Here is a 19,387-nt window from a genome sequence, read left to right on the forward strand (position 1 = left end):
ATCTTTTACGTTATCGTTTAAAATCCTCGTCAATGAGTAGTACTTATCATGAAAGTAGGCATACTAGATTCTACTTTAAGAGAAGGAGAGCAGACTCCAGGAGTAGTTTTCACGGTAGATCAGAGAGTAGAGATAGCGAAGACGATGTCTGAAGTAGGAGTCTCGATGATAGAAGCTGGTCACCCGGCAGTTTCTCCTGATATCTATGAAGGGATAAAGAGAATAATGAGGTTAAGAAAGGACGGCGAAATAAGGTCTGAGATAGTAGGGCATAGCAGAGCAGTAAAGAGAGACGTAGAAGTGGCTGCTGAGCTGGAAGTGGATAGAATAGCCATATTTTACGGAGTTAGTGAGATCCACCTTAAGGCGAAGCATCACGCTACAAGGGAAGAAGCGCTCTCCACAATTTCAGAAGTGATAAGTTACGCTAAGAGCCACGGTGTAAACGTCAGGTTCACCGCTGAAGACGCTACAAGGACAGACTTCGATTATCTAGTTCAAGTGGCCAGAACGGCGAGGGACGCCGGTGCGGATAGGATAGGCATAGCAGATACAGTAGGCATACTTTATCCTTCCAAGACTAGAGAGCTGTTCAGTAACTTGGTAGCCCAGGTACCGAACGTGGAATTTGACATCCATGCCCATAATGATGTGGGACTTGCGGTCGCTAATTCCCTCGCGGCAGTGGAGGGCGGGGCTACAATTATTCACGCTACGGTTAATGGATTAGGAGAGAGAGTTGGGATAACACCATTGCAGCAAGTAGCAGCAGCTGTAAAGTACCATTTCGGGATAGATGTGATAAAACTCGATAGGTTACAACAAGTGTCTACTTTGGTGGAGAAGTACAGCGGAATACCTATGCCTCCGAACTACCCCGTTACAGGGGACTACGCATTCATGCATAAGGCAGGAATCCATGTTGCAGGTATACTTAACGACCCGAGAACCTATGAGTTCATGCCTCCGGAGACCTTCGGTAGGTCTAGGGATTATGTAATCGACAAGTACACTGGAAAACACGCTTTGAAGGACAGGTTTGAGAAGCTAGGAGTAAATCTTTCAGAACAAGAGATAGACCAAGTTCTCGCAAAGATTAAGGCTAATCAGAACACTAAATTCTTTAGGGACGTAGATCTTCTAGAGATAGCCGAAGAAGTTACTGGGAGAGTTCTGAAGCCTAGGCCACCAGAGAAGATTGAGTCGTTGGTTTGGGTCTTATGTGAATCTAACGTCTATACTACAGCTGTAACAAGGAGGCTTTCTGTACTCCAAGGCGTAAAGGAGGTAATGGAGATATCTGGAGATTACGACATTTTGATGAAAGTTGAAGCTAATGATACAGTAGAACTAAATCAAATTATAGAGAACGTAAGATCCGTAAAAGGAGTCAAATCTACCTTGACGTCTTTAGTTCTAAAGAAGATGTGAATATTATGTAATAAAAAAGCATAGAAAGAGGAAAAAAGATAAAAATAAACTATTGATGATATTTTTGCCTTTTATCTTGATAGTTCTTTGATTATTCTTGCAAGTTGATTTATATGTTTTCTTATAGAAAGATGTAGTATTTTTAATATTTTAGCCCAGAATAATATATCAACGTAAAAATGGATTTTTACATAAGTCTATAAGGTGCGGGAGCGGGGATTCGGACCCCGGATGGCCTTCGCCAGCGGATCTCTCAATGGGTCTTGAGTCCGCCCCCTTAACCGCTCGGGCACTCCCGCTGACCTAAATGATTTATTGATATATTACATAAAAAGCTTGTTCTCTATTTTATCAAGTTAAACCTCTTTCTATAAAGAAAACGTTTTAAACGATAAAAAATCACCTTTCGTTATGGCAAAAATCTTCGTTATTTTAACTGCTGGAAAAGACGATATGAATAGGGTAAATATGGGAATAAATTTTGCTATGGGCGCAAAGAAGAATGCAGGTGCTGACGTATCTTTGATGTTTCTCGGAAGAGGAGTGGAGATCTTAATGAAGGACGCAATGTACTTTCAACAAATGTCAAAGCAGATAGAGGGTCTGAAGTCAGCAGGAGTTGAATTGTCTTACTGTACTGTATCAGTCAAAAACTTGGGACTCAGTGAGCAGATGCTTTACACTGACGGAATTAAGGGAGTAATGGGAGGAGTAGAAACAGTGAAGAAGGTATCAGAAGGCTATACTCCTATAACCTTCTGAGCGTCTATTTTAAGTATTTTTTAGTTTGTGTTTCTTTTATGGATCCTCTCATAGAGAAAGGAATTTATTATCTTGAAGCTGCAAGGCTTTTAGTATCTCAGAAACTATACGAGCAAGCATCAATTATGGTATTTTATGGTATACCTTATCTTATAAAAGGGATAGTTAGAGATAAGACAAAGTCATACATTTACACTAGGGATGTAAATTCTATGCTTAACTTCATTGGCAGAAGGGCAGAGTATAGTCAGATAATAAAAAGTTTCCTTTCTAGAAACAAAGAAAAAATGGAAGAACTTCTTCTCCTAAAGAGGTATCTCAATTATGATGTTATAGACGGAATAACAAAGGAGAAAGCAGAGATGTTCCTAACCTTGTACGAGGATGCCGTAAATTTATGTAAGGATCTGGGATCATGTAATTAGAACCTAAATAAAAATTATTGTGATAATAAAAAATAAATTGAAATAAATAAGAGAGAAAATAGATTTAACTTAGCGGAGCTCTTCCTAAAGGAGCTTTAACTCCAAGAGAAGGAGCTACAATTTGTACTAACCCAGTATACCAAGCGACTATTGCAGTCAGTATGCCAATTATTCCGCCCGCATGAGTTAATGTTATTGAGTTATCTATTGCACCAGCCCCTAAAAGGAAGAAAGTTATCCATAGAAGCAGAAAAGTTAAGAATAAGGATAAGTTAGATTTGAAAGTTGCGATCCACATCACAAAAGTGAATATACCGAAGCCTATTAGAACGGCTCCTATTCCAGAAGCTGGGGTTGGACCAGAAAGTCCAGACGCTGTGAAGAAGAACCATTCCCAAAACGCACCGTAGGTGAAGAAAGCTACGTAGCCGAAGTTATTACCTTCTTTCAGTTCCAGAATTCCGGCAATTATTTGAGCTAAACCTCCATAAAATATAGCTAATCCAAATACGCTTGAAGGACTTCCGTGGAGGATATCCGCATTATACAAGCTTAATATTAGTGTAGTTAGGGCGAACCCAGACAACCCTAGAGGGCCAGGATTAGGTTTGTTTTGACTCATGATAGTTCCTTCATAAGAAACTTTAAAAAGTTTATAATTGAGTGTAAATAGCTTAATTTTAAAAATAAATAATACTCTCGCTCTTTTCCGTTATGTTTTCTTGCTGAAGTGTTCTATCGAACATGCAAAAGAAATAAAAATAGACACATCTAAAGAGTAATTAGTCCTAGCGTGGACCCGTAGCTCAGCTAGGACAGAGCGCCGGCCTCCTAAGTCGAGGGTCGGGGGTTCAAATCCCCCCGGGTCCGCCACCTTATGTTTTCAGATTTGAAGTGGCATGTGTTTTTATACAGTGAAGGCTAAAGTACGAACCATCCATCACATTAGTTCCTGTTTCATTCTTTTTGCCGACAAATAGAAGCTCTTAAGTTTGTTCGACCTAGAAGATCTAATATGAGATAGACAATGTCTAAACCGGAACTGACGGAGAGACGTATCGTATTGACATCACTTTAAGGCTTCCAGATGGGAATTACTAAGCTGGTAGTTGCTATGAGCAGAATATTGCACGGAACTCCTCCTGAAGTTCATCTTTATCGCGAGACCTTCCTCTCAGCTCACGCCAAGATAATTATATGTGGAATTTAATTGAGTTAATGTCTATCACGTGCTTTGCTAGATTCGTGCTTTCAGAAAGTAGATTGATAATCCTTTTCGCTTTCATCAAAATGAGGAAATCGTTTGAAGCCACTAAGCTGTCAGAATTTATCAAAAATGAATCAACAGTCTTAGATAGGACAGTTCTAGCTCCTACGACTTGCATGTGTTTGGCTATCTCTCCGCTTTTGCTGACCTGTGCATCCAGCACGAAAGTACATTCTTTGTTCATTGAGAAACAAAGTTCGTTTAAAATAGTTAATGCGGAGATGATTAGGTTCTTCTCTTTCTTGAATTTACCCATTCCTACGTCTCTTATATAACCGTCGTCGCAAGTATACGCTTCACCGAACGAAAGAGAAATCACAGAAAAAGCTAAGTTAAATCCATCTACCAATACCTTCTTGAATGAATCGTTTTTGCTCTCTTCTTCTCTCTTCTTTATCCTGGCGATCTCTTGGTCACTATGGACACATCTATATAGGATTAGCCTTTCCTCCTCAGAGAGTAGGTATCTCGAAGTTAAGACGTATAAGGATACTTGTCTGCTGTAACCTCTATTTAGGAGGAACTTGTAATCTTGGATCGCTTCATTTAAGCGACTTTCTGATGATGTCAACTACGCTTCCGCTCTCTTTGATAGAGAAGCTTGCAAAGGTTCCCTTACCTCCTCCCTTAGCGCCGGCTTTTCTCAGTTCATTTATAACATTTTGTAGATCTATATCAGCAGAGCTAGCTATTTCCACCCTATTCCCCAGAATTGCTAACGCTATACTCTTCTTCCCAGAAGTGAAGTACTTCATGATATCCTTGGTTATCTCCTGGTCTATGGGGGTGAAAACATACAGATAGACGTCACCTATTTTCTCTGGTTCCGTTCTCTCTACTATTTCCTTTATGTACATTCTCCTGTATTCTTGAAGCGCAGTCTCAAGCTTGGCTCTCTCCTCTATCAAACGTGACATTCTCCCCTCTAACTGCTCTGGTGCTGTGTCTACCATTTTTGCAACCCTATTTAGTGAATCCTCAAGCCTATTTGCATATTCTGAAACTCTGTCTCCGGCGACGTATTCTAGCCTTATTACACCATCTTGGATCTTTTCAGCTTTAACGATTTTCACACCTCCTATCTCTGAGGTGTTTCTGACATGAGTCCCTCCACATCCCTCCACGTCCCATCCTTTAATTTCCAGTAACCTAACAGTTGGGGTGTTCGGAACTCCACCTTCGTATATAGAGTCACCGTATTTAGTCTCGGCTTCGGTTCTGCTCAAGTGTATTGCCTTAACCTCCCTGTGGTCATTTATTATGTGGTTAGACATAGCCTCTATTTCCCTTACTTGGTCTGCCGTGAGCATCTTGTGGTGAGTTATGTCAAGCCTACCTTTCTCAGGAGTTTTCTCAGCTCCGGCTTGCCATACATGTTCTCCCAGTAATTTCTTAGCTGACGCTAGAATCACATGGGTCACCGTGTGGTGTCTCATTGTTCTAAACCTGGACTCCCAATCTATTGTACCCTTGACTGAGGTTCCCTCCTGTATTTTGACCTCTCTATCCAAAATGTGGACTATTACGTCTCCAACTTTCTGGGTGTCAATGACATGCACTTCACCTTCAGGTAGGTATAACGTACCTCTATCTCCTATCTGTCCTCCTCCTTCTGGGTAGAAAGTAGTTCTGTCTAAGACTACATATTTTCCGTTAATTACCTTGACTACTCTTCCCTCAAATTCCCTTTGGTACTGGTCCTGATAGTACAGCTTCTCTGTAGCTTGTAATCCCCTTACCTCTTTCACGACTTCGGTGGGAAGCTTGGCTTTCTCTTTTCCTTTTATCGGTGCAGACTGATGCCTCCTGGCTACGAGTGCATAGAAGTTATCTGGGATCTGGATTTCAACGCCTCTCTTTTTCAACTCCTCGGAAAGCATATCTGGAGGAACCCCGTTGGAGTCGTAGATCTGAATCAAATCTTCTGTGGACACGCCTTTCTTGGACAAGCTTGATGCTATTGAGGGAACCTTAGAGTAAAGTTCCTCAAACTTGTTCTGTTCGTTTTCTACTACGTCAAGGATATAGTCCTTGTTCTTGATGAGTTGCGGGAAGTCCTCTCCCCAGAAGTTTATTTGCTCCCGAACTAGCTCGTAGAACCTGATGTCGGATCTCAGTAACTTAGCTACTCTCATAGCTCTCCTCATAACTAGCCTACCTAGATAACCTTCTCCTGAGTTAGACGGTACTAAACCATCTCCTAACATCAATGCGACGGTTTTGGAGTGATCAAGGAGTTGGAATACCCTAGCAGCTCTAGTGAGCTCCTCGTCTACTACTTTGACGTCTTCTCCTATTTCTTTTGCTACAGCTTCCCTATGTTTCTTTATTGTTTCAGGGTTATCAGGATCTATCTTTCCTGCAAGTCTTGAAGCCTCCTTGAACATGGTTTCATCTACGTAATCGACTCCTATTCTCTTGAAGAACTTGTAAACTAGGTCTCCATAAATTGCATGGAAAGCCGTTGGGGTCTTCTGAGTTACCCATGCCAGTCTCTCAACTCCGTATCCAGTGTCGACTATTCTGAGGGATAAGGGAGAATATTTACCGTTTTCTTCTTTCTTATATTGCATGAATACCAAGGTTGCAAGTTCTAATCCTCCCACTGTTACTTCCAAACACGGTCCTGCGTTACCTCCTCCTTCCCACCAAGATTCCTTAAAGTTCAGTTCCTCCTCAGGTATCCCCATTTCCTCTGTAAAGAACCTGGTTGCCAACTCTACAGTTTTCTCCTTCCAATAGATTTCTTTATCGGGATAATTGAAAGCGTGATGTGCAGCCATTTCAAACGTGGTCAAATGCCTTCCGAACGTTACTCCTACGTTGTCTATATCTTCCAACCTTATCGCTGGCTGACTCACTACTAGAGGGTTAGCAGGAGGAGGAACTAGCCCGCTTGTGACGTGAGGTTGAAAATCCACTATGCTCGCTATGGTTAGATATAAGTCCTCTCTCCATCTGGCCAGGACTGGCTTCGGCTTGATTGGTGTATGGCCATTTCTTTGAAAGAATGATATAAACTTCTCCCTTGCTTCTCGTACAGACAGGGGTTTACTCTTTATAGGTATATCAAAGAAATAATAGTCCGTACAAGGAATGTCTGAGCATACTTCCTTTGTCTTATCCTTACTCCAGAATGGAGTCTTACACGACTTACAAGTTCTTCTAAGATAATCTCTTTCTTTGAAAAAATTGAGAGAATACTCGCTTTCACTGATTTGCATTAGAAAAGAAAAGAACGGAGATGGTTAAAGAATTTTTGGCTTCACTTTATCCGAAGAGGGAAGCCAGACCTCCAGCGATTTCCTCCTCGCTTGGTCCCTTCTTCTCCTCTTCTTCCTTCTTCTCCTCTTTCTTCTCCTCTGCTGGTGCTTGTGCAGGAGCTGCTACAGCTGCAACTTGCATCGTAGAAGCATTCTTCAGGACTTCCTCTATATTCACTTCTTTCAATGCTGCAGCTACTGCCTTGACCCTTACATCATCAACTTGTATTCCTGCGGCTGTTAGTACTGCCTTTAGGTTATCTTCTGATATTTCTTTCTTTGAAGCGTGGAGAAGCAAACTAGCGTATATGTATTCCATACCTATTTCACTCTTATGAAGTTGTTACATGTGATATTTAAGCTTACCCAAACAAGGAGGAAATGCTACCTCCTATTTCCTCCTCGCTTGGTCCCTTCTTCTCCTCTTCTTCCTTCTTCTCCTCTTTCTTCTCCTCTGCTGGTGCTTGTGCAGGAGCCTTTGGAACGTTTATTCCCAGATCAACTTTCCCTTCTAGTGCTGAAGCTAATGCATATGCCTTTGCCATAGCTCTGGAGAATACTTGTTCTGCAGTCTCTGACGTTACATAGCCGCTCTCTGCCGCTAAAGCCATTGCGTTCCTGTAAGCTTTTCCTAATGTCAGTTTCAATACTTCTGGAACTGGGTATGCTATCTCCACAGCTACTGCCATTGATTCCTGGTAGGCTTTGGCTATGTTGTTAGTATATTCATTTAGGTCTATCTTCATCTCCTCTGCAGGTATTAGTAACCCTTCATAGTAAGCGCTCTTTAGGCTTAACTTGATGTAGACTGGCATTATGCCTAATTTCTGGAGTATCGGAATTGCGTCATCGGGTATCTTGGAACCCGGCTTAGCTATTACAGTATCTTCAGCTACGAATATTTTCCCTTCTTGCACTCTCGTCTTTATCTTGAGCTTTCCGAAGGTGCTTAACACAGGACCCGCTGCAAATCCTGTATCTCCTGCTGGTATCATAACTTCCTCTTCTGCTATGTCTCCGGCTTTAGCGAACCTCTTTAACTTAAATTTATCGAAGAATATAGAGAAAGTAAATGGATTGTCATTAGTCAAAATGAAAATATTTGGTCCAGTAAGGTATTTCTCTAACTTGCTTACGTCTATACCAGCGTTCTTAGCTGCGATTCCAAATAAGGAATTCTTGGTAACCCTTACTGTTGCTTTTCCTCTCAACTGTTTCCTTATTTCGTGAAGTTTGTCTGCAGGGAACCCCTCTAAGCTGGCTATAATTATGGTCTTGTTTCTCTTTAGTTCTTCAGTGAGTTCCTCTACTTCATCTATCTTCCACTTTGCTATTTTCTTTTCTTGTACTTCCATTGCCATTTGTCATCACCTTGTGCTTACTTTAATTGGCTTACCCATGGTGGTCTTTATATAAATATTTCCTACTTTCGATAAGGCGTTGGAGACTTTAGTTTCTATCACACTTAACACAGCCAAAGAGTTCTCTGCTAAGTCGTCGGGTTTCTGATCTTCCAATCCTATGAGGGCTTGCGCGTGAGGTTGATCCTTAGTTTTCAGCAAAGTGGATCTCTTGTATCTGTTTACGTACTCAGTTACGTCAGCTGCACCAGGTAGGGGAGTAGGAAACTTCCCTCTTGGACCTAGAGCCGGTCCAAGTATACGCCCGGCTAATGCCATGGAATCAGGAGCAATCAGGAACCAATCGTTTTGCGTTGCTATTTTCTTAATTGCCCTCTTATTTCCTTGGAGCTTCTGTAGTTCGTCCTTAGGCAAAAGTAGGTTAGGTTCTGCTTTCTTTGTATATTCTGTTTGCTCGAAAGTGGGAACAACTAAAACCTTCCTTTCTTTTGACGGTGGTTTAGGTAAACTTACTACTTCTCTTAGTTTTATGTCTCCTCTCTTCATGTCAACGTCTCTGAAAGTAACTATCATATCAACGCTCTGTTTAAATTCTCTTTTAGTTTTGTTTTCCTCTTCCAAAGCTTTGCCTATAGCTTCTGCCAGTTTCTCTTTCGCGACTATCATTGAGTTTCACCATTCCACTTTTCTTCATACTTATTTAACACTTCATCAAACTTTCCTTCATCAACTTCCTTTACCATCTCCTTTGGATCTCTTCCGTCAACTGTGATCCCTATTTCGTGGGCTGAACCCAACAAGCTCTTCACGGCACTCTTGACGCTCTTGCATGTCATGGATGGCTTCTTCATTAACGCAACCTTCGCTATACTCTCAATGCTCACGTTACCTATCTTCTTATGGGCTGTGTCTCCGGAAGGTTCATTAGCACCCGCTTCCTTCAACAGTAAAGCGGTAGTTGTAGGAATTCCTACAGATACTGTATATTTCTTTGTATTAGTATCAACTTCTACGCTGACTGGGACGCTCATTCCTTTAAACTGGGCTGTTGCCTCATTAATTTTCTTTACTACTTCTCCAACGTTAAGCTTAAGTTGAGATAGAGCTGGAGCCAACGGTGGGGCTGGCTTCGCATTTCCTCCTTCTACCATAATCTTTATGGTTTTAGTGGGCACATTTTTCACCTCTTTAAAACTTTAACTTGATCTATGGGCACGGTTACTGTCAAAGGAAAAGCAGATTCTAGAATATTTAACACTACCTCTCCTTTCTCCTCCTCTACCCTTACAACTTGTGCCTGCATTCCTCTGAACGGTCCGGAATTAATCTCTACCATCTGATCCTTTTCTAGTTTAACCTTTACCAAATTAGAGGAAATCATCTTAGCTACATCGTTCTTATTTAAAAGGCCCTGCGCTAATCCCTTTACGTTCCTGATTCCATTTATCAACAATTTCACTATATGAGGACCTCCAGCCTCAATAACGATGTATCCTTTTAGAGAGTGTGGCACCAAAATAGAATATATTTCAGACAAGTTGTTGGTCTTTATTCTCTCTTCTAACATGAGGGCCACGTTGATTTCCTGGCCTCCAGTGACCTTGACTGCATAGTAGTTTCTCATCTTGGGCCTTTCCATTGACTCACCCTACAACGTAGGCCATTATTGCTTGTATAGCGAAAGCTAACAACCCAACAACCAATATAATTAAACCTGTAATTCTCAGGTTGAACTTGTAAGTTTCTTTATCAGGTTTCTTTGCTACTGTAATTATTCTGTTCCAATCTTCCCTTCTATGCTGAAACCATGCTACGACAAAGTTGCTGCTACCCTTGCCTTTTGAGCCTGCGTTCTGTTTGCTTTTTGGCGTAGATTTACTTGACATATAGTAAAGGATACTGAATTATAGAATATTAGTTTAACTACTGAATAGCCTATCGATGAACCACTGAGCTGAGAAAGGCTCTAAGTTCTCGTATTCCTGACCTACACCCAGGAATATAACAGGTTTCTTTAGCTCGTAAGCTAAGGAAAGGACAACTCCTCCTTTAGCGTCAGCGTCCACTTTCGTAAGTATCACAGCATCGAAACCAATAGCGTTCTCAAAATACTTAGCTTGTTCAAGCGTGTCGTTCCCTCCCAACGAGTCCAAAACCAATATCTTAAAATTAGGCTTAGCTATCTTCATAACTCTTCTCAGTTCATTGGTTAGGTCTGCATCAGTATTCATTCTTCCTGCTGTGTCGACAAGGACTACGTCTATGTTTCTACTCTTAGCTGATTGGATCGCATCGAAAGCCACTGCAGCAGGGTCGCCACCATATTTTCCCTTAACCATAGGTACTTCGAGTTTCTGTGCGTGTATCGCAAGTTGTTCTTGGGCGGCGGCCCTGAAAGTGTCAGAGGCTGATACTATGCACGTTAATCCGTTCTTCTTCAGCATGTAAATGAACTTCGCTATTGTTGTGGTTTTTCCTACACCATTGACACCGAAGAAAACTATAACGAAAGGCCTTTGAGACTCTTTTATTATTTTTATTATATCTATATTTTCATTTTTTGTTAAAATTTCTTCTATAGATTTTTTTAGTGTATCCATAACTGTTTGCTCCAGATCTTCACTTCGCCTTATTTTCTTCCCGACTATAGCTTTCTTTATATCATCAAGCAATTTCTCGGTTACCTCGTATGTTACGTCGCTTTCTAATAGCTGATACCGGAGCTCCTCTATTAGGTCCTCTACGTCCTTTTCTTTTATCTCTTTATATCTAAAGATATCGAAAAATCCCGTCCTTTTCTTTTCGTCCTTTCTTTCGGTTCCAGTTATGCTGGTCTCTTTCTCGACTTCGTTATCTCCCGCTTTAACTTCTGTGGAATTCTGCGTTGAAGGGTTGGGCTGTTCCGTTGTTTGCGGGACCTCCTTGCTTACCTCCTTGGGAAGATCTTTCTGCTCGTTTCTTGATACATTATCTAATTCAATATGGCTTTCTTCTTCAATTGAGGTTTTTTCCTCAACTTTTGGAGCTTCCTTTTCTCGAGGTGATTGGGAAACTGCTTGATTTTGGGGTGTCTCCTGAGGTTTTTCAGGTTCTTCCTTGAACTTTCCTACAAAATTAGAAAAAGCTTTTTTTAATTTATCGAAACAGGAGAATCACCTTGGCTGTTCTGCCTGCGCCCTTTCAAGAATCTCGGCTATCTGATAGTAGGCAGTAGCAGCCTTATCCCTTTCCGCTATCATACCTTGAAGAGCTTTATTGACCTCGTCCTTCCTACTGTCAAGGAACTTCTTTGCGTGATCTGGAGAAACTTCTGCATAGTATCCTAGACCTATATTCAAAGTTACCTTTGAGTTGTCCTTAACTTCACCTTTAATCAGTAGGAAGCCTTTCCTGTCCACCGTAATCAATTGATCCCCTTTTTCATTGATGTTATCTAAAAACTGCTTCGCCGATTCTATAGACGCAAGTGAATCTGTTAGGTCAGCTATAGATTTTTGTAGCATATCAATGTATCTTTTTAGATAATCTGCTTGTGCTAACAAGTCCTCCAAGGAGACTTGCATCTCTCTATTCTGATCTGCCATTATTAGTCACCTTTTTAGATTACTATATGATCTAATTGCATAAGATCCTTTATTCTCTTATCATTTATAGAATTTGGATCTACTTCCTTTATCTCTTCTATTTTAATGTTCTTCCTCTTTATCTTGTTCTTACTGCCAAAGTTTGAATATATTATTTCCTTTGCTTGATTCTCGCTTAATGCTCTCACATACTTAACGAACTTTTGCCTTACTGGATAATGAGATTCTCCAAATAGAGCTATGCCCTTTACCAGAAATGTTTTTATTTCTGACATTTCAATCACCAAATGCTTTTTGTATTCTTAAAATCTCTGGTCCAGTTGTACTCGAACCTATAAGTATTCCTTTATTGTTTAACACTAAACCGCTTTTTATGAAAGTATTTCCAAAATTTATTGTACCTATATCAAAATTCACCTTAAAAACCCTTTCAAGTCTTTTTATATCATCTTCTGTTGCATCTATATGAACTAGCCCTCCCTTATCGTTTACTGCACCTACCGCGCCGACGCTCACTATGTTGGCTATTGAACCTTTCTCTACATCATCAATGCCAGTTATTTTCTTGAGGAACTTCACTTCAGTATCTGTAAAGTCTGGGTATACAATAGCACCCTTGTTATTAATTAAAATCGTATTTCCGAAAGCGGTTACCCTAGAATCGAAAACCTCGACCCTGCAGTCTTTCAACTCTTTCTTCAAGAAGGACACCTCTTCGTCCGTTGATGTCTTGGGAAGCAGAATAACGTTGTCATTTCCAGCTATGAAAACACCCAACAAGAAAGTTCCAGATATCTGAGTTTCTATCACTTCAGTTTCTAGGTTTTCGTTTATGGCCTCAATCAGTTTCTTGTCGGTACCACGTGGAACTAGAGAATATTTGTTATTTGTAAAAATATAAATTCCTATATTATCTGACCCAAATATGCTTGTTCTCTGCAGATTCATTCACTCTTGATTACGGGTCTTACTAGAAATGTTTTTTCTCCAATTTTAGTTACTGCTATCGTGACTCTGTTCTGTATTTTTTCCCTTCCATTTATAGAGACTACTTGGTTCAGTATCGGATCGAGAACTACCCTCTCAGCGTTAAAATGCCTAGCTACAGTATCTCTTATTATATGCATTGCCCTTCTGCTCCTGACGTTCCTTTTTCCCATTACTGCTCTTCTAAGGTTTATTACCATCTCGAAATTATCCTTCTCCTTCATTTATTACACCTTTAGGTCGTTTCTTCTCCAGTCTCTTCTCATTAAGTTGTACTTATATTTTCCGTTAGTTCTCAATATGACCCATACTGGTACGCTCTCATTGTTCTTCATTGCCTTTCCTAGTCTGAGCTTTTTGCCCAAATTTTTATGCGTGCTCATTCCATCCCCTCTCTCTGATTTGTATCTTAAAATCTCTTCTGTTTTGTTCTGTGAGTTGGCTCAGTATTGCCTTTAGGTCGTCGTCAGTTATGGGAACTCTTATTCTACCGCTTTGTGCCAACATGATGAGCTGGTCACTCAAGGAATTTGCGAAATCAGGCTTCACTAGTTTTATGTTGGATAGCCTCTGTCTAGCTTCTGGAGTTAGGATAGCCCGTAGTGCAGCCTCTCTTTGTGACTCAATTTCACTTTGTTTCCTCTTTTCTGATTCTGCTCTCCTCTGTTCCTCCGCTGCTCTTTTACTTAGGAGCTCATTCAGCTCTTCGTCGTCGTAATCAGACGTACATGTCACCCCTCCATATATACTTTAAGGGATGGGTTAGACTCTGCCAGTTCCTTAAATGCGTCCAATGAGATTCTATCCATTAATGACCTTCCTTTAGAAGACAACATCCTTCCCCTCTTAGTCTTGATAACCAAACCAGCTTTCTCTAACTGTTGCATGATCAACCTGGTAGAGTGCCCGGGAGCCTTGGAGAAATGAGGAGGTCTATTTCCCTTAGATTTAGGACCGCCGTAGACTACTTTGCTTTTACCTACACCTAGGAAAGTATCAATGTACATTCTTCTCATTACAGATGCAGTCCTTACGTACCACCATTCTTCCGGATTGTCAGGTATCCTCTCCTTGAAGCTCGCGGTCTTAGTTATCATGCTCCATTCTGGAGGGTTTACTATGTTGTTCTCCTTCAAGTAAGTTGAGAGTTTTTCTATCAATTTTTCAGGAGGTACCATATTTGCAGTAATCATTCTAAATCGATCTAAGTTACCATGTAAGGTTTAAAAATTATCCTATTACTTACTTTCAGGTAAATATGAAGCTTTACATTGCGGGAGAAGAGGAGATTAAGAATGGGGATATCACAGATGTCTACTTTGATAGGACGTTCAGAGCTTTGACCTATCTTGGTTTAAAAGACATCAGAGTGAGAATGGAATTTCACTGTTACGGACTTCCAAATGGATATTCTTGGGGAGTGTTTTCGGGTCTCGAGGAAGCCCTGAAGCTATTAGAAGGTAGGAACGTTACAGTTTATGCGATGGATGAAGGTACAATCTTCAGGGAAATAGAACCGGTTATGATTATTGAGGGAAATTACTTAGACTTTGGTAAATTAGAGACTGCCCTACTTGGCGTTCTAAGGCATGAGAGCAGCATAGCAACTAAAGCAGCTAGAATAAAGTCTATGGCAATCGACAAGCAGATGACTTTCTTCGGCTTAAGGGCTCTACATCCAGCCATTGCTCCAATGGCAGACAGAGCAGCTTATATAGGAGGAATGGATGGAGTGTCAGGACTCATGAGCGAACGCTACATAGGAATCAGACCTTCTGGAACCATGCCCCACGCACTCATGCTGTCAGTGGGGGACAACGTTACTGCATGGAAGGCCTTTGACGAATCCGTTGAACCTGATGTTCCCAGGGTAGTTCTAGTAGATACTTTCGATGACGAAAGGAACGAGGCATTGAAGGCAGCCCTCACATTAAAAGAGAGACTTTACGGTATACGGTTAGATACTCCCTCCAGCAGAAGGGGTAACTTCAAGAAGATCATCAAGGAGATAAGATGGACCTTAGACATAAATGGTTTTACCAAGGTAAAGATAATCGCTAGTGGAGGTCTGGATGAGAAGGACGTGATGGAGCTTCGCGACGTCGTCGATGGTTTCGGGATAGGTACTTCCGTAGCCTTTCCACCAAGCATCGACTTCAGTGCTGACATAGTAGAGAAGTACGAAGGAGGAAAATGGACACCCTTCACGAAAAGGGGGAAGTGGCCTGGGGCTAAGCAGGTGTTCAGATGTGGAAATGAAGATAAAATAGTCCTTCTAGATCAAGCTGTAGATGGATGTGAACCTCTACTGAAGCCTTACATGAAGGATGGAAAGCTAGTTCGCGAGCTCCCATCTCCGATGCAGATAAGGGAGAAGGTGATATCACAGCTCAAAGTTATGAACCCTGATGGGAATAATTAACCTCTCAATTGGATTTCTTTCAAATTCTCTATGCTCCTATTAAATGCTATTTCCACTATAGGTTCCATCCTCCTTATAGAATTATAGAGCCTTAGATTGAGAGATCTTACTGTAGATACCAAGATGGGTGACTTTATTTCTATGATTTTATCCTCCAGTTCCGAGGCTTCAGCGATGAGCACTCTCCTTAGCGTCCTTAGTTCTTCCATTACCTCATTTATTAACATGACGTCTTCCTTAGAGAGCACCTTGACTGTATGATCTATTACTACAGCGGTCTGCTCTATGAAAATGTTTAATTTATTCCAAAAGTTCTTAAGGACTTCCATGTCCTCCGGGTGTAAAGCTAAGAGATCGCTTGCAGCTTCGCTTATCTCATCCGCAGCCTCTTCTATTGATTTGATCAGTATCCTGTTTCCTATTATCTGAATCCTTTTCACTCCTATCATGTAAGCTAGGCTTCTGTTTATCTGGGCTAACAGGAGCTGTCTCAGGGCTAGGTAGTAGAGCCTGTCTATTTCCTTCTCTAGCTCTATCACTTCTTGCAGGAACGTCCTGCTCGATTCCTTTATGCCTAAGTCTAGGTAGTGAAGCATCTGTTTTATGGAATTTGAGAGCCTGGCTATCAAGCTACTAATGCTGTATTTTGTCGGGTCTAGAAAGGACTGTATCTGAATACTATCTACTGTCTGCGTTATTATTTCTAGCCCAATAAGATTCCTTGATGCTTCCTTTATCTTCCTCATCGTCTCTTCTCCAATTATACCATCCTTTGATGAAATGTCTATTTTATCTATACCTAGGATATAAAGAGAGTATACAGCTCTGCTCACAACCTCAGGCTGAACTTGACCAGAAAGGGTTATTTTCACTTCCCTGCTGTTGGACTCGGACTTGAGATTAGGAGGGTAAACCTTTAAGCTCCCGTCCTCGTCTACTTCCAAATAGACGCTTTCCCCTGCAGACAAGCTGACTTCTTTTACCCAGTCGGCAGGTAAAGATACCATTAGCGTAGATTTGCCAAACTTCTGAACTCTTCTGACTTCCATATAAGTCCACTCTATTATGTATAGTAAAATACAAGGTATATAAAAGTAGTTTAAACTTAGCCTATATTACTTTAACTTCAGGAATATCACCAAACTCCTTAACATGTACTTTTTCGCCGTTGCTTGGTACTATTCTCATACCTATTGGTCTCATTTTAGTGAGTCTTATTGAGTATAATGCTTTAATCAGGTCAAGGAAAGTCTTCCTATCTCTACGTAGGGATATCATGTCAATTCCAGCTGCACATACAAACGTCAATTCCAGCAACTCCTTCAACGTCAATTTTCCCTCTTCTGCCCTTTCCCTCAGCAGGTTATCTTCAGCAACTGGTAACATAAGTTCAGAAAAGCCTAAAGGCTTCACCTTTGACAGAATAGCAGATTCAGTTATTTCACGGTTTATTTCATGTACTGCCCATATGTTTGATATATTGAACATAGTATCGCTTCTCTTCTCTATTATCTCTCCTACACTTTTCTCCATCCAAGGCGAGAGAGATAGGTCAGTTCCCAAGTATTTCACTTTAAGTTCTTTCTCCAGTTCCCTTCCAATTTCATCAGCTGCTGAGAACACCTTCACTATGTTCCCTGACATAGCCTCATCAGTATATAGAAGAGCCAGACCGAAGGAGCTTGTAGCTACGTCGGCAGTGGAGATTGGAAAATAGGGAGAAACGAGAAACCAATCGTTAAAGAGGATTCCAAATCTGGTTGCTTGTTCTGGTTCTAGACTTAAGACAAGATTTAACGTCGCTTCTATGTCTTTCTCCTCTCTAAGCAAGACGTTTACATAGAAATTATCAGAAACTGAAAGGATGTCCTTCACTTCTTTCAATCTGGAATCGTTTGCAGTTAGACTTGCAACACTGTAAATCACGTCTTTCATGGAAGGAATCTCGGAAACTTTATCTAACGTCATATCCTTAGGCGTAGGAGGGAACGAGATTCTCTTGGTCCATATATCCTCCCTTTCAATGCCGGCTAATGTGGTCTCAGCTTTCTCTACTTCTGATAACTCTTTTGCGAAGAAAGTGAATGCCCTTATTTTCATTTCTGAAATCTATCTTTTAATCTGATGACGAGCTTTAATTACCTATGGCAGGTAAGCTTACAATTCTACAAGCAGAGAACAGCATGGATAAGTTTTACCATGCACTTGTTATGGCAACTGAAGCTAGGACTTTAGGATGGGAAGTAGACGTTTTCGTTACATCCCAAGCCGTAGTTTTATTAGCAGAAGGAGAAAAAGGGAAGAAAGCTAGAACTAGACTAAGCATTGGAGGACTGGCTAGATTTTTCGTGAAGAGGCAAATGAAGAAGTTGGGGATAACTGACATAGACACCTTACTTAAAAGGGCTATGAGCGTAGGAGTCCAGTTTTTCGTTGATGAGGCTGGATTGAGAATTGCTAAGATTAGTAAGGAGGATTTGATGGAGAATGTAAAGTTATCCGGCGGTATATCTTTTTTACTCTCAGCTAAGGAATCTGATGTGGTGGTAACTCTTTGAAAGTAATAAAAGCAGACGGCGTTTGTCCGATGGTCGTGATGGATGTGTTCAAGGAATGGAACTCGTTATCAGAAGGACAACAAGAAGAAATCCTGATATCTACAGATTGGGAAGCAGCGGCTCTGGAACTTGAGAAATGGTGCAAAGAGACTGGAAACGAATATGAAGGCTATAACAAGGAGGGTGACAGATTCAATGTTAAAATAAGGTTAGTTAAGAAGCAACTCATATGAAAAAGCTATAAATATAATGGTCTATGTTAATTGTTTTAAGTCGAGGTAGGTCCGTATTGTGTCAAGAGATCTTCATGTATTTGAGGATTCGATCGATCTTTTAGAGGGTATGTGGCCAACCCCTCTCTTAAGGTTAAAAATAGGTAAGAATGTTTGGGGAAAATTGGAGTTTTATAACCCCTTTAGTCATAGCATAAAGGATAGAACTGCATATTTCCTTTTTAAAGAAGCAGTGAAAAAGGAGGCTAAATCACTAGTTGAAGCTACCTCTGGAAACACTGGAATAGCGCTGGCATCGATGGCTGCATCTCATGGAATAGCGTTCACTATGTTCGTTCCATCAACTGCATCAAGGGTATATCCCTTTCTAGCACAACTCTTGGGGGCAGAAGTCTTTTCGGCTGGAGATAAAACAGTAGACTTGATACCTTTAGTCAAGCAATATGCTGCTATAGCTAATGCATTAAATTTGGATCAGTTTAATAACCCTGTCAACGTTCTTGCACATTATAATACAACTGCTAGAGAAATAGATGAACAGTTATCGTCACAGGGGTTAAGACCGGAGAGAGTCATAGCTACTATGGGAACTGGAGGACATTTGGCTGGAATCTCGAAATACTTCAAGGAAAAATACGGAGACCATATAGAGGTTATAGGAGTTCAGCCTGCTGAGGGCTCTAGAATTCCTGGGTTAAAGAGACAAGACTTTTCAAATAACTCCCTCTTGAGCATGGCTAAGATAGATAAGGTCCTTGATATAACGCTAGAGGAGGCGGTGAAAGGTGTGAAGCTGATAGCCCGCTCTACAGGAATCTTGATAGGGATAAGCGCAGGTGCGACTGTATCCGCCTTCGAGAAGGTAAACGATGAGAAAGCCACTGTCCTCATATTTCCTGATGACGCGTTCAAGTACATAGAAACACTGGAACAAATTTTAAAAACAGAAGATAACAACAGATAGTTCGTGTCGGAGCTAATTGTAATTTTAAACAAGAAAGGGGATATTCTAGATTTTTATCCTAAAGTCTCTAATATTTCTGATCTTTTGGATAAGAAGCCTGAAGAAGTGTATGACGACGGCGAGTTAATAA

At 40.9% G+C, this 19,387-nt stretch carries 25 protein-coding genes, 2 tRNA genes and 1 pseudogene; 8 read left to right on the top strand and 20 right to left on the bottom strand.

All coding sequences use genetic code 11. The features are described 5' to 3' along the window. Positions 1–45: 45 nt before the first annotated feature. Positions 46–1,431: a homocitrate synthase gene (gene lysS / locus IC007_RS05195; protein ID WP_173569915.1), complete on the top strand. Its 1,386-nt coding sequence runs from the start codon at positions 46–48 to the stop codon at positions 1,429–1,431. Between the two features lie 205 nt (positions 1,432–1,636). Here the strand turns inward: lysS and IC007_RS05200 are convergent. Beyond that, positions 1,637–1,730 (bottom strand) — tRNA-Leu (locus tag IC007_RS05200). A gap of 112 nt (positions 1,731–1,842) precedes the next feature. Here IC007_RS05200 and IC007_RS05205 point away from each other — a divergent pair. Both IC007_RS05205 and IC007_RS05210 read left to right on the top strand, forming a co-directional pair. Further along, positions 1,843–2,193: a DsrE family protein gene (locus IC007_RS05205; RefSeq protein WP_054845570.1), complete on the top strand. Its 351-nt coding sequence runs from the start codon at positions 1,843–1,845 to the stop codon at positions 2,191–2,193. 38 nt (positions 2,194–2,231) lie between these two features. Continuing rightward, positions 2,232–2,618: a HEPN domain-containing protein gene (locus IC007_RS05210; RefSeq protein ID WP_054845571.1), complete on the top strand. Its 387-nt coding sequence runs from the start codon at positions 2,232–2,234 to the stop codon at positions 2,616–2,618. Between the two features lie 64 nt (positions 2,619–2,682). Here IC007_RS05210 and IC007_RS05215 read toward each other — a convergent pair whose 3' ends face one another. Continuing rightward, the gene (locus tag IC007_RS05215; RefSeq protein WP_149528458.1) at positions 2,683–3,243 is read right to left on the bottom strand and encodes an acetate uptake transporter; all 561 of its coding nucleotides are present in this window, start codon (positions 3,241–3,243) and stop codon (positions 2,683–2,685) included. A 170-nt stretch (positions 3,244–3,413) separates the two neighbouring features. Between IC007_RS05215 and IC007_RS05220 the strand changes: the two genes are divergently transcribed. Beyond that, positions 3,414–3,491: transfer RNA gene (locus IC007_RS05220), tRNA-Arg, on the top strand. A 320-nt stretch (positions 3,492–3,811) separates the two neighbouring features. Here IC007_RS05220 and IC007_RS05225 read toward each other — a convergent pair. The 16 genes and pseudogenes from IC007_RS05225 to IC007_RS05300 all read right to left on the bottom strand — a co-directional run bounded on the left by IC007_RS05225 (position 3,812) and on the right by IC007_RS05300 (position 14,273). Further along, entirely contained in the window at positions 3,812–4,456 is a 645-nt protein-coding gene (locus IC007_RS05225) for a DUF434 domain-containing protein (RefSeq protein WP_054845573.1), read from the bottom strand. Beyond that, positions 4,428–7,109 carry an alanine--tRNA ligase gene (gene alaS / locus IC007_RS05230; RefSeq protein WP_149528459.1) on the bottom strand — a complete coding sequence of 894 codons (2,682 nt, stop codon included), beginning with the start codon at positions 7,107–7,109 and terminating at the stop codon, positions 4,428–4,430. The genes IC007_RS05225 and alaS overlap by 29 nt, the downstream gene beginning before the upstream one ends. A 46-nt stretch (positions 7,110–7,155) precedes the next feature. After that, complete coding sequence (gene rpl12p / locus IC007_RS05235; protein ID WP_054845574.1) at positions 7,156–7,467, bottom strand: 50S ribosomal protein P1; 312 nt, start codon at positions 7,465–7,467, stop codon at positions 7,156–7,158. Between the two features lie 43 nt (positions 7,468–7,510). After that, positions 7,511–8,509: a 50S ribosomal protein L10 gene (locus IC007_RS05240; protein ID WP_054845575.1), complete on the bottom strand. Its 999-nt coding sequence runs from the start codon at positions 8,507–8,509 to the stop codon at positions 7,511–7,513. Positions 8,510–8,515: 6 nt separating this feature from the next. Further along, positions 8,516–9,175 (bottom strand): 50S ribosomal protein L1, encoded by a 660-nt coding sequence (locus tag IC007_RS05245; RefSeq protein WP_054845576.1) that lies wholly within the window; start codon positions 9,173–9,175, stop codon positions 8,516–8,518. Then, positions 9,172–9,684, bottom strand: coding sequence for a 50S ribosomal protein L11 (locus IC007_RS05250; protein WP_054845577.1), 513 nt, complete (start codon positions 9,682–9,684; stop codon positions 9,172–9,174). The genes IC007_RS05245 and IC007_RS05250 overlap by 4 nt, the downstream gene beginning before the upstream one ends. Before the next feature lie 5 nt (positions 9,685–9,689). Then, the gene (locus IC007_RS05255) at positions 9,690–10,148 is read right to left on the bottom strand and encodes a transcription elongation factor Spt5 (protein WP_149528460.1); all 459 of its coding nucleotides are present in this window, start codon (positions 10,146–10,148) and stop codon (positions 9,690–9,692) included. Positions 10,149–10,152: 4 nt separating this feature from the next. Then, positions 10,153–10,338, bottom strand: a pseudogene (locus IC007_RS13820) (preprotein translocase subunit SecE); the annotation flags it as partial. A gap of 90 nt (positions 10,339–10,428) precedes the next feature. After that, complete coding sequence (ftsY, locus tag IC007_RS05265; protein WP_054845579.1) at positions 10,429–11,337, bottom strand: signal recognition particle-docking protein FtsY; 909 nt, start codon at positions 11,335–11,337, stop codon at positions 10,429–10,431. A 324-nt stretch (positions 11,338–11,661) separates the two neighbouring features. Continuing rightward, on the bottom strand, positions 11,662–12,093 hold the full coding sequence (gene pfdA / locus IC007_RS05270) for a prefoldin subunit alpha (RefSeq protein ID WP_084739665.1): 432 nt from the start codon (positions 12,091–12,093) through the stop codon (positions 11,662–11,664). A 14-nt stretch (positions 12,094–12,107) separates the two neighbouring features. After that, entirely contained in the window at positions 12,108–12,368 is a 261-nt protein-coding gene (rpl18a, locus tag IC007_RS05275; RefSeq protein WP_054845581.1) for a 50S ribosomal protein L18Ae, read from the bottom strand. A gap of 1 nt (position 12,369) precedes the next feature. Beyond that, positions 12,370–13,041: a translation initiation factor IF-6 gene (locus IC007_RS05280; protein ID WP_054845582.1), complete on the bottom strand. Its 672-nt coding sequence runs from the start codon at positions 13,039–13,041 to the stop codon at positions 12,370–12,372. Continuing rightward, on the bottom strand, positions 13,038–13,304 hold the full coding sequence (locus IC007_RS05285; protein WP_054845583.1) for a 50S ribosomal protein L31e: 267 nt from the start codon (positions 13,302–13,304) through the stop codon (positions 13,038–13,040). The genes IC007_RS05280 and IC007_RS05285 overlap by 4 nt, the downstream gene beginning before the upstream one ends. Positions 13,305–13,307: 3 nt before the next feature. After that, a complete protein-coding gene (locus IC007_RS05290) occupies positions 13,308–13,463 on the bottom strand; it encodes a 50S ribosomal protein L39e (protein WP_054845584.1) in 156 nt (51 codons plus the stop codon). Continuing rightward, complete coding sequence (locus IC007_RS05295) at positions 13,450–13,782, bottom strand: DNA-binding protein (protein WP_370685231.1); 333 nt, start codon at positions 13,780–13,782, stop codon at positions 13,450–13,452. Before IC007_RS05295 ends, IC007_RS05290 begins: the two co-directional genes overlap by 14 nt. Before the next feature lie 29 nt (positions 13,783–13,811). Further along, complete coding sequence (locus IC007_RS05300; protein WP_054845586.1) at positions 13,812–14,273, bottom strand: 30S ribosomal protein S19e; 462 nt, start codon at positions 14,271–14,273, stop codon at positions 13,812–13,814. 65 nt (positions 14,274–14,338) lie between these two features. Here IC007_RS05300 and IC007_RS05305 point away from each other — a divergent pair, with 65 nt between their 5' ends. Further along, complete coding sequence (locus tag IC007_RS05305; protein ID WP_149528461.1) at positions 14,339–15,502, top strand: nicotinate phosphoribosyltransferase; 1,164 nt, start codon at positions 14,339–14,341, stop codon at positions 15,500–15,502. Here the strand turns inward: IC007_RS05305 and IC007_RS05310 are convergent. Together IC007_RS05310 and IC007_RS05315 are read right to left on the bottom strand one after the other, a co-directional pair. Then, positions 15,499–16,551 (bottom strand): AbrB/MazE/SpoVT family DNA-binding domain-containing protein, encoded by a 1,053-nt coding sequence (locus IC007_RS05310; protein WP_054845588.1) that lies wholly within the window; start codon positions 16,549–16,551, stop codon positions 15,499–15,501. The genes IC007_RS05305 and IC007_RS05310 overlap by 4 nt on opposite strands. A 61-nt stretch (positions 16,552–16,612) precedes the next feature. Continuing rightward, positions 16,613–17,602: a DUF711 family protein gene (locus IC007_RS05315; protein ID WP_054845589.1), complete on the bottom strand. Its 990-nt coding sequence runs from the start codon at positions 17,600–17,602 to the stop codon at positions 16,613–16,615. Between the two features lie 44 nt (positions 17,603–17,646). Between IC007_RS05315 and IC007_RS05320 the strand changes: the two genes are divergently transcribed. Genes IC007_RS05320 through IC007_RS05330 form a run of 3 tightly spaced genes read left to right on the top strand, consistent with a single transcriptional unit; the run spans position 17,647 to position 19,257 of the window. Next, entirely contained in the window at positions 17,647–18,060 is a 414-nt protein-coding gene (locus tag IC007_RS05320; RefSeq protein ID WP_054845590.1) for a DsrE family protein, read from the top strand. After that, positions 18,057–18,293 (top strand): sulfurtransferase TusA family protein, encoded by a 237-nt coding sequence (locus tag IC007_RS05325; protein ID WP_054845591.1) that lies wholly within the window; start codon positions 18,057–18,059, stop codon positions 18,291–18,293. The genes IC007_RS05320 and IC007_RS05325 overlap by 4 nt, the downstream gene beginning before the upstream one ends. Positions 18,294–18,351: 58 nt before the next feature. Next, a complete protein-coding gene (locus IC007_RS05330) occupies positions 18,352–19,257 on the top strand; it encodes a cysteine synthase family protein (RefSeq protein WP_054845592.1) in 906 nt (301 codons plus the stop codon). Positions 19,258–19,387 lie beyond the last annotated feature (130 nt).

The sequence above is a fragment of the Sulfuracidifex tepidarius genome (assembly GCF_008326425.1).
Lineage (GTDB): Archaea > Thermoproteota > Thermoprotei_A > Sulfolobales > Sulfolobaceae > Sulfuracidifex > Sulfuracidifex tepidarius.

Excerpts from the sequence above, each read along its gene's own strand:
- IC007_RS05205 (WP_054845570.1), top strand. The coding sequence starts at position 1,843 with ATGGCAAAAATCTTCGTTATTTTAACTGCTGGAAAAGACGATATGAAT.
- IC007_RS05210 (WP_054845571.1), top strand. The coding sequence starts at position 2,232 with ATGGATCCTCTCATAGAGAAAGGAATTTATTATCTTGAAGCTGCAAGG.
- alaS (WP_149528459.1), bottom strand. The coding sequence starts at position 7,109 with ATGCAAATCAGTGAAAGCGAGTATTCTCTCAATTTTTTCAAAGAAAGA.
- rpl12p (WP_054845574.1), bottom strand. The coding sequence starts at position 7,467 with ATGGAATACATATACGCTAGTTTGCTTCTCCACGCTTCAAAGAAAGAA.
- IC007_RS05240 (WP_054845575.1), bottom strand. The coding sequence starts at position 8,509 with ATGGCAATGGAAGTACAAGAAAAGAAAATAGCAAAGTGGAAGATAGAT.
- IC007_RS05245 (WP_054845576.1), bottom strand. The coding sequence starts at position 9,175 with ATGATAGTCGCGAAAGAGAAACTGGCAGAAGCTATAGGCAAAGCTTTG.
- IC007_RS05255 (WP_149528460.1), bottom strand. The coding sequence starts at position 10,148 with ATGGAAAGGCCCAAGATGAGAAACTACTATGCAGTCAAGGTCACTGGA.
- pfdA (WP_084739665.1), bottom strand. The coding sequence starts at position 12,093 with ATGGCAGATCAGAATAGAGAGATGCAAGTCTCCTTGGAGGACTTGTTA.
- rpl18a (WP_054845581.1), bottom strand. The coding sequence starts at position 12,368 with ATGTCAGAAATAAAAACATTTCTGGTAAAGGGCATAGCTCTATTTGGA.
- IC007_RS05280 (WP_054845582.1), bottom strand. The coding sequence starts at position 13,041 with ATGAATCTGCAGAGAACAAGCATATTTGGGTCAGATAATATAGGAATT.
- IC007_RS05285 (WP_054845583.1), bottom strand. The coding sequence starts at position 13,304 with ATGAAGGAGAAGGATAATTTCGAGATGGTAATAAACCTTAGAAGAGCA.
- IC007_RS05290 (WP_054845584.1), bottom strand. The coding sequence starts at position 13,463 with ATGAGCACGCATAAAAATTTGGGCAAAAAGCTCAGACTAGGAAAGGCA.
- IC007_RS05300 (WP_054845586.1), bottom strand. The coding sequence starts at position 14,273 with ATGATTACTGCAAATATGGTACCTCCTGAAAAATTGATAGAAAAACTC.
- IC007_RS05305 (WP_149528461.1), top strand. The coding sequence starts at position 14,339 with ATGAAGCTTTACATTGCGGGAGAAGAGGAGATTAAGAATGGGGATATC.
- IC007_RS05310 (WP_054845588.1), bottom strand. The coding sequence starts at position 16,551 with ATGGAAGTCAGAAGAGTTCAGAAGTTTGGCAAATCTACGCTAATGGTA.
- IC007_RS05315 (WP_054845589.1), bottom strand. The coding sequence starts at position 17,602 with ATGAAAATAAGGGCATTCACTTTCTTCGCAAAAGAGTTATCAGAAGTA.
- IC007_RS05320 (WP_054845590.1), top strand. The coding sequence starts at position 17,647 with ATGGCAGGTAAGCTTACAATTCTACAAGCAGAGAACAGCATGGATAAG.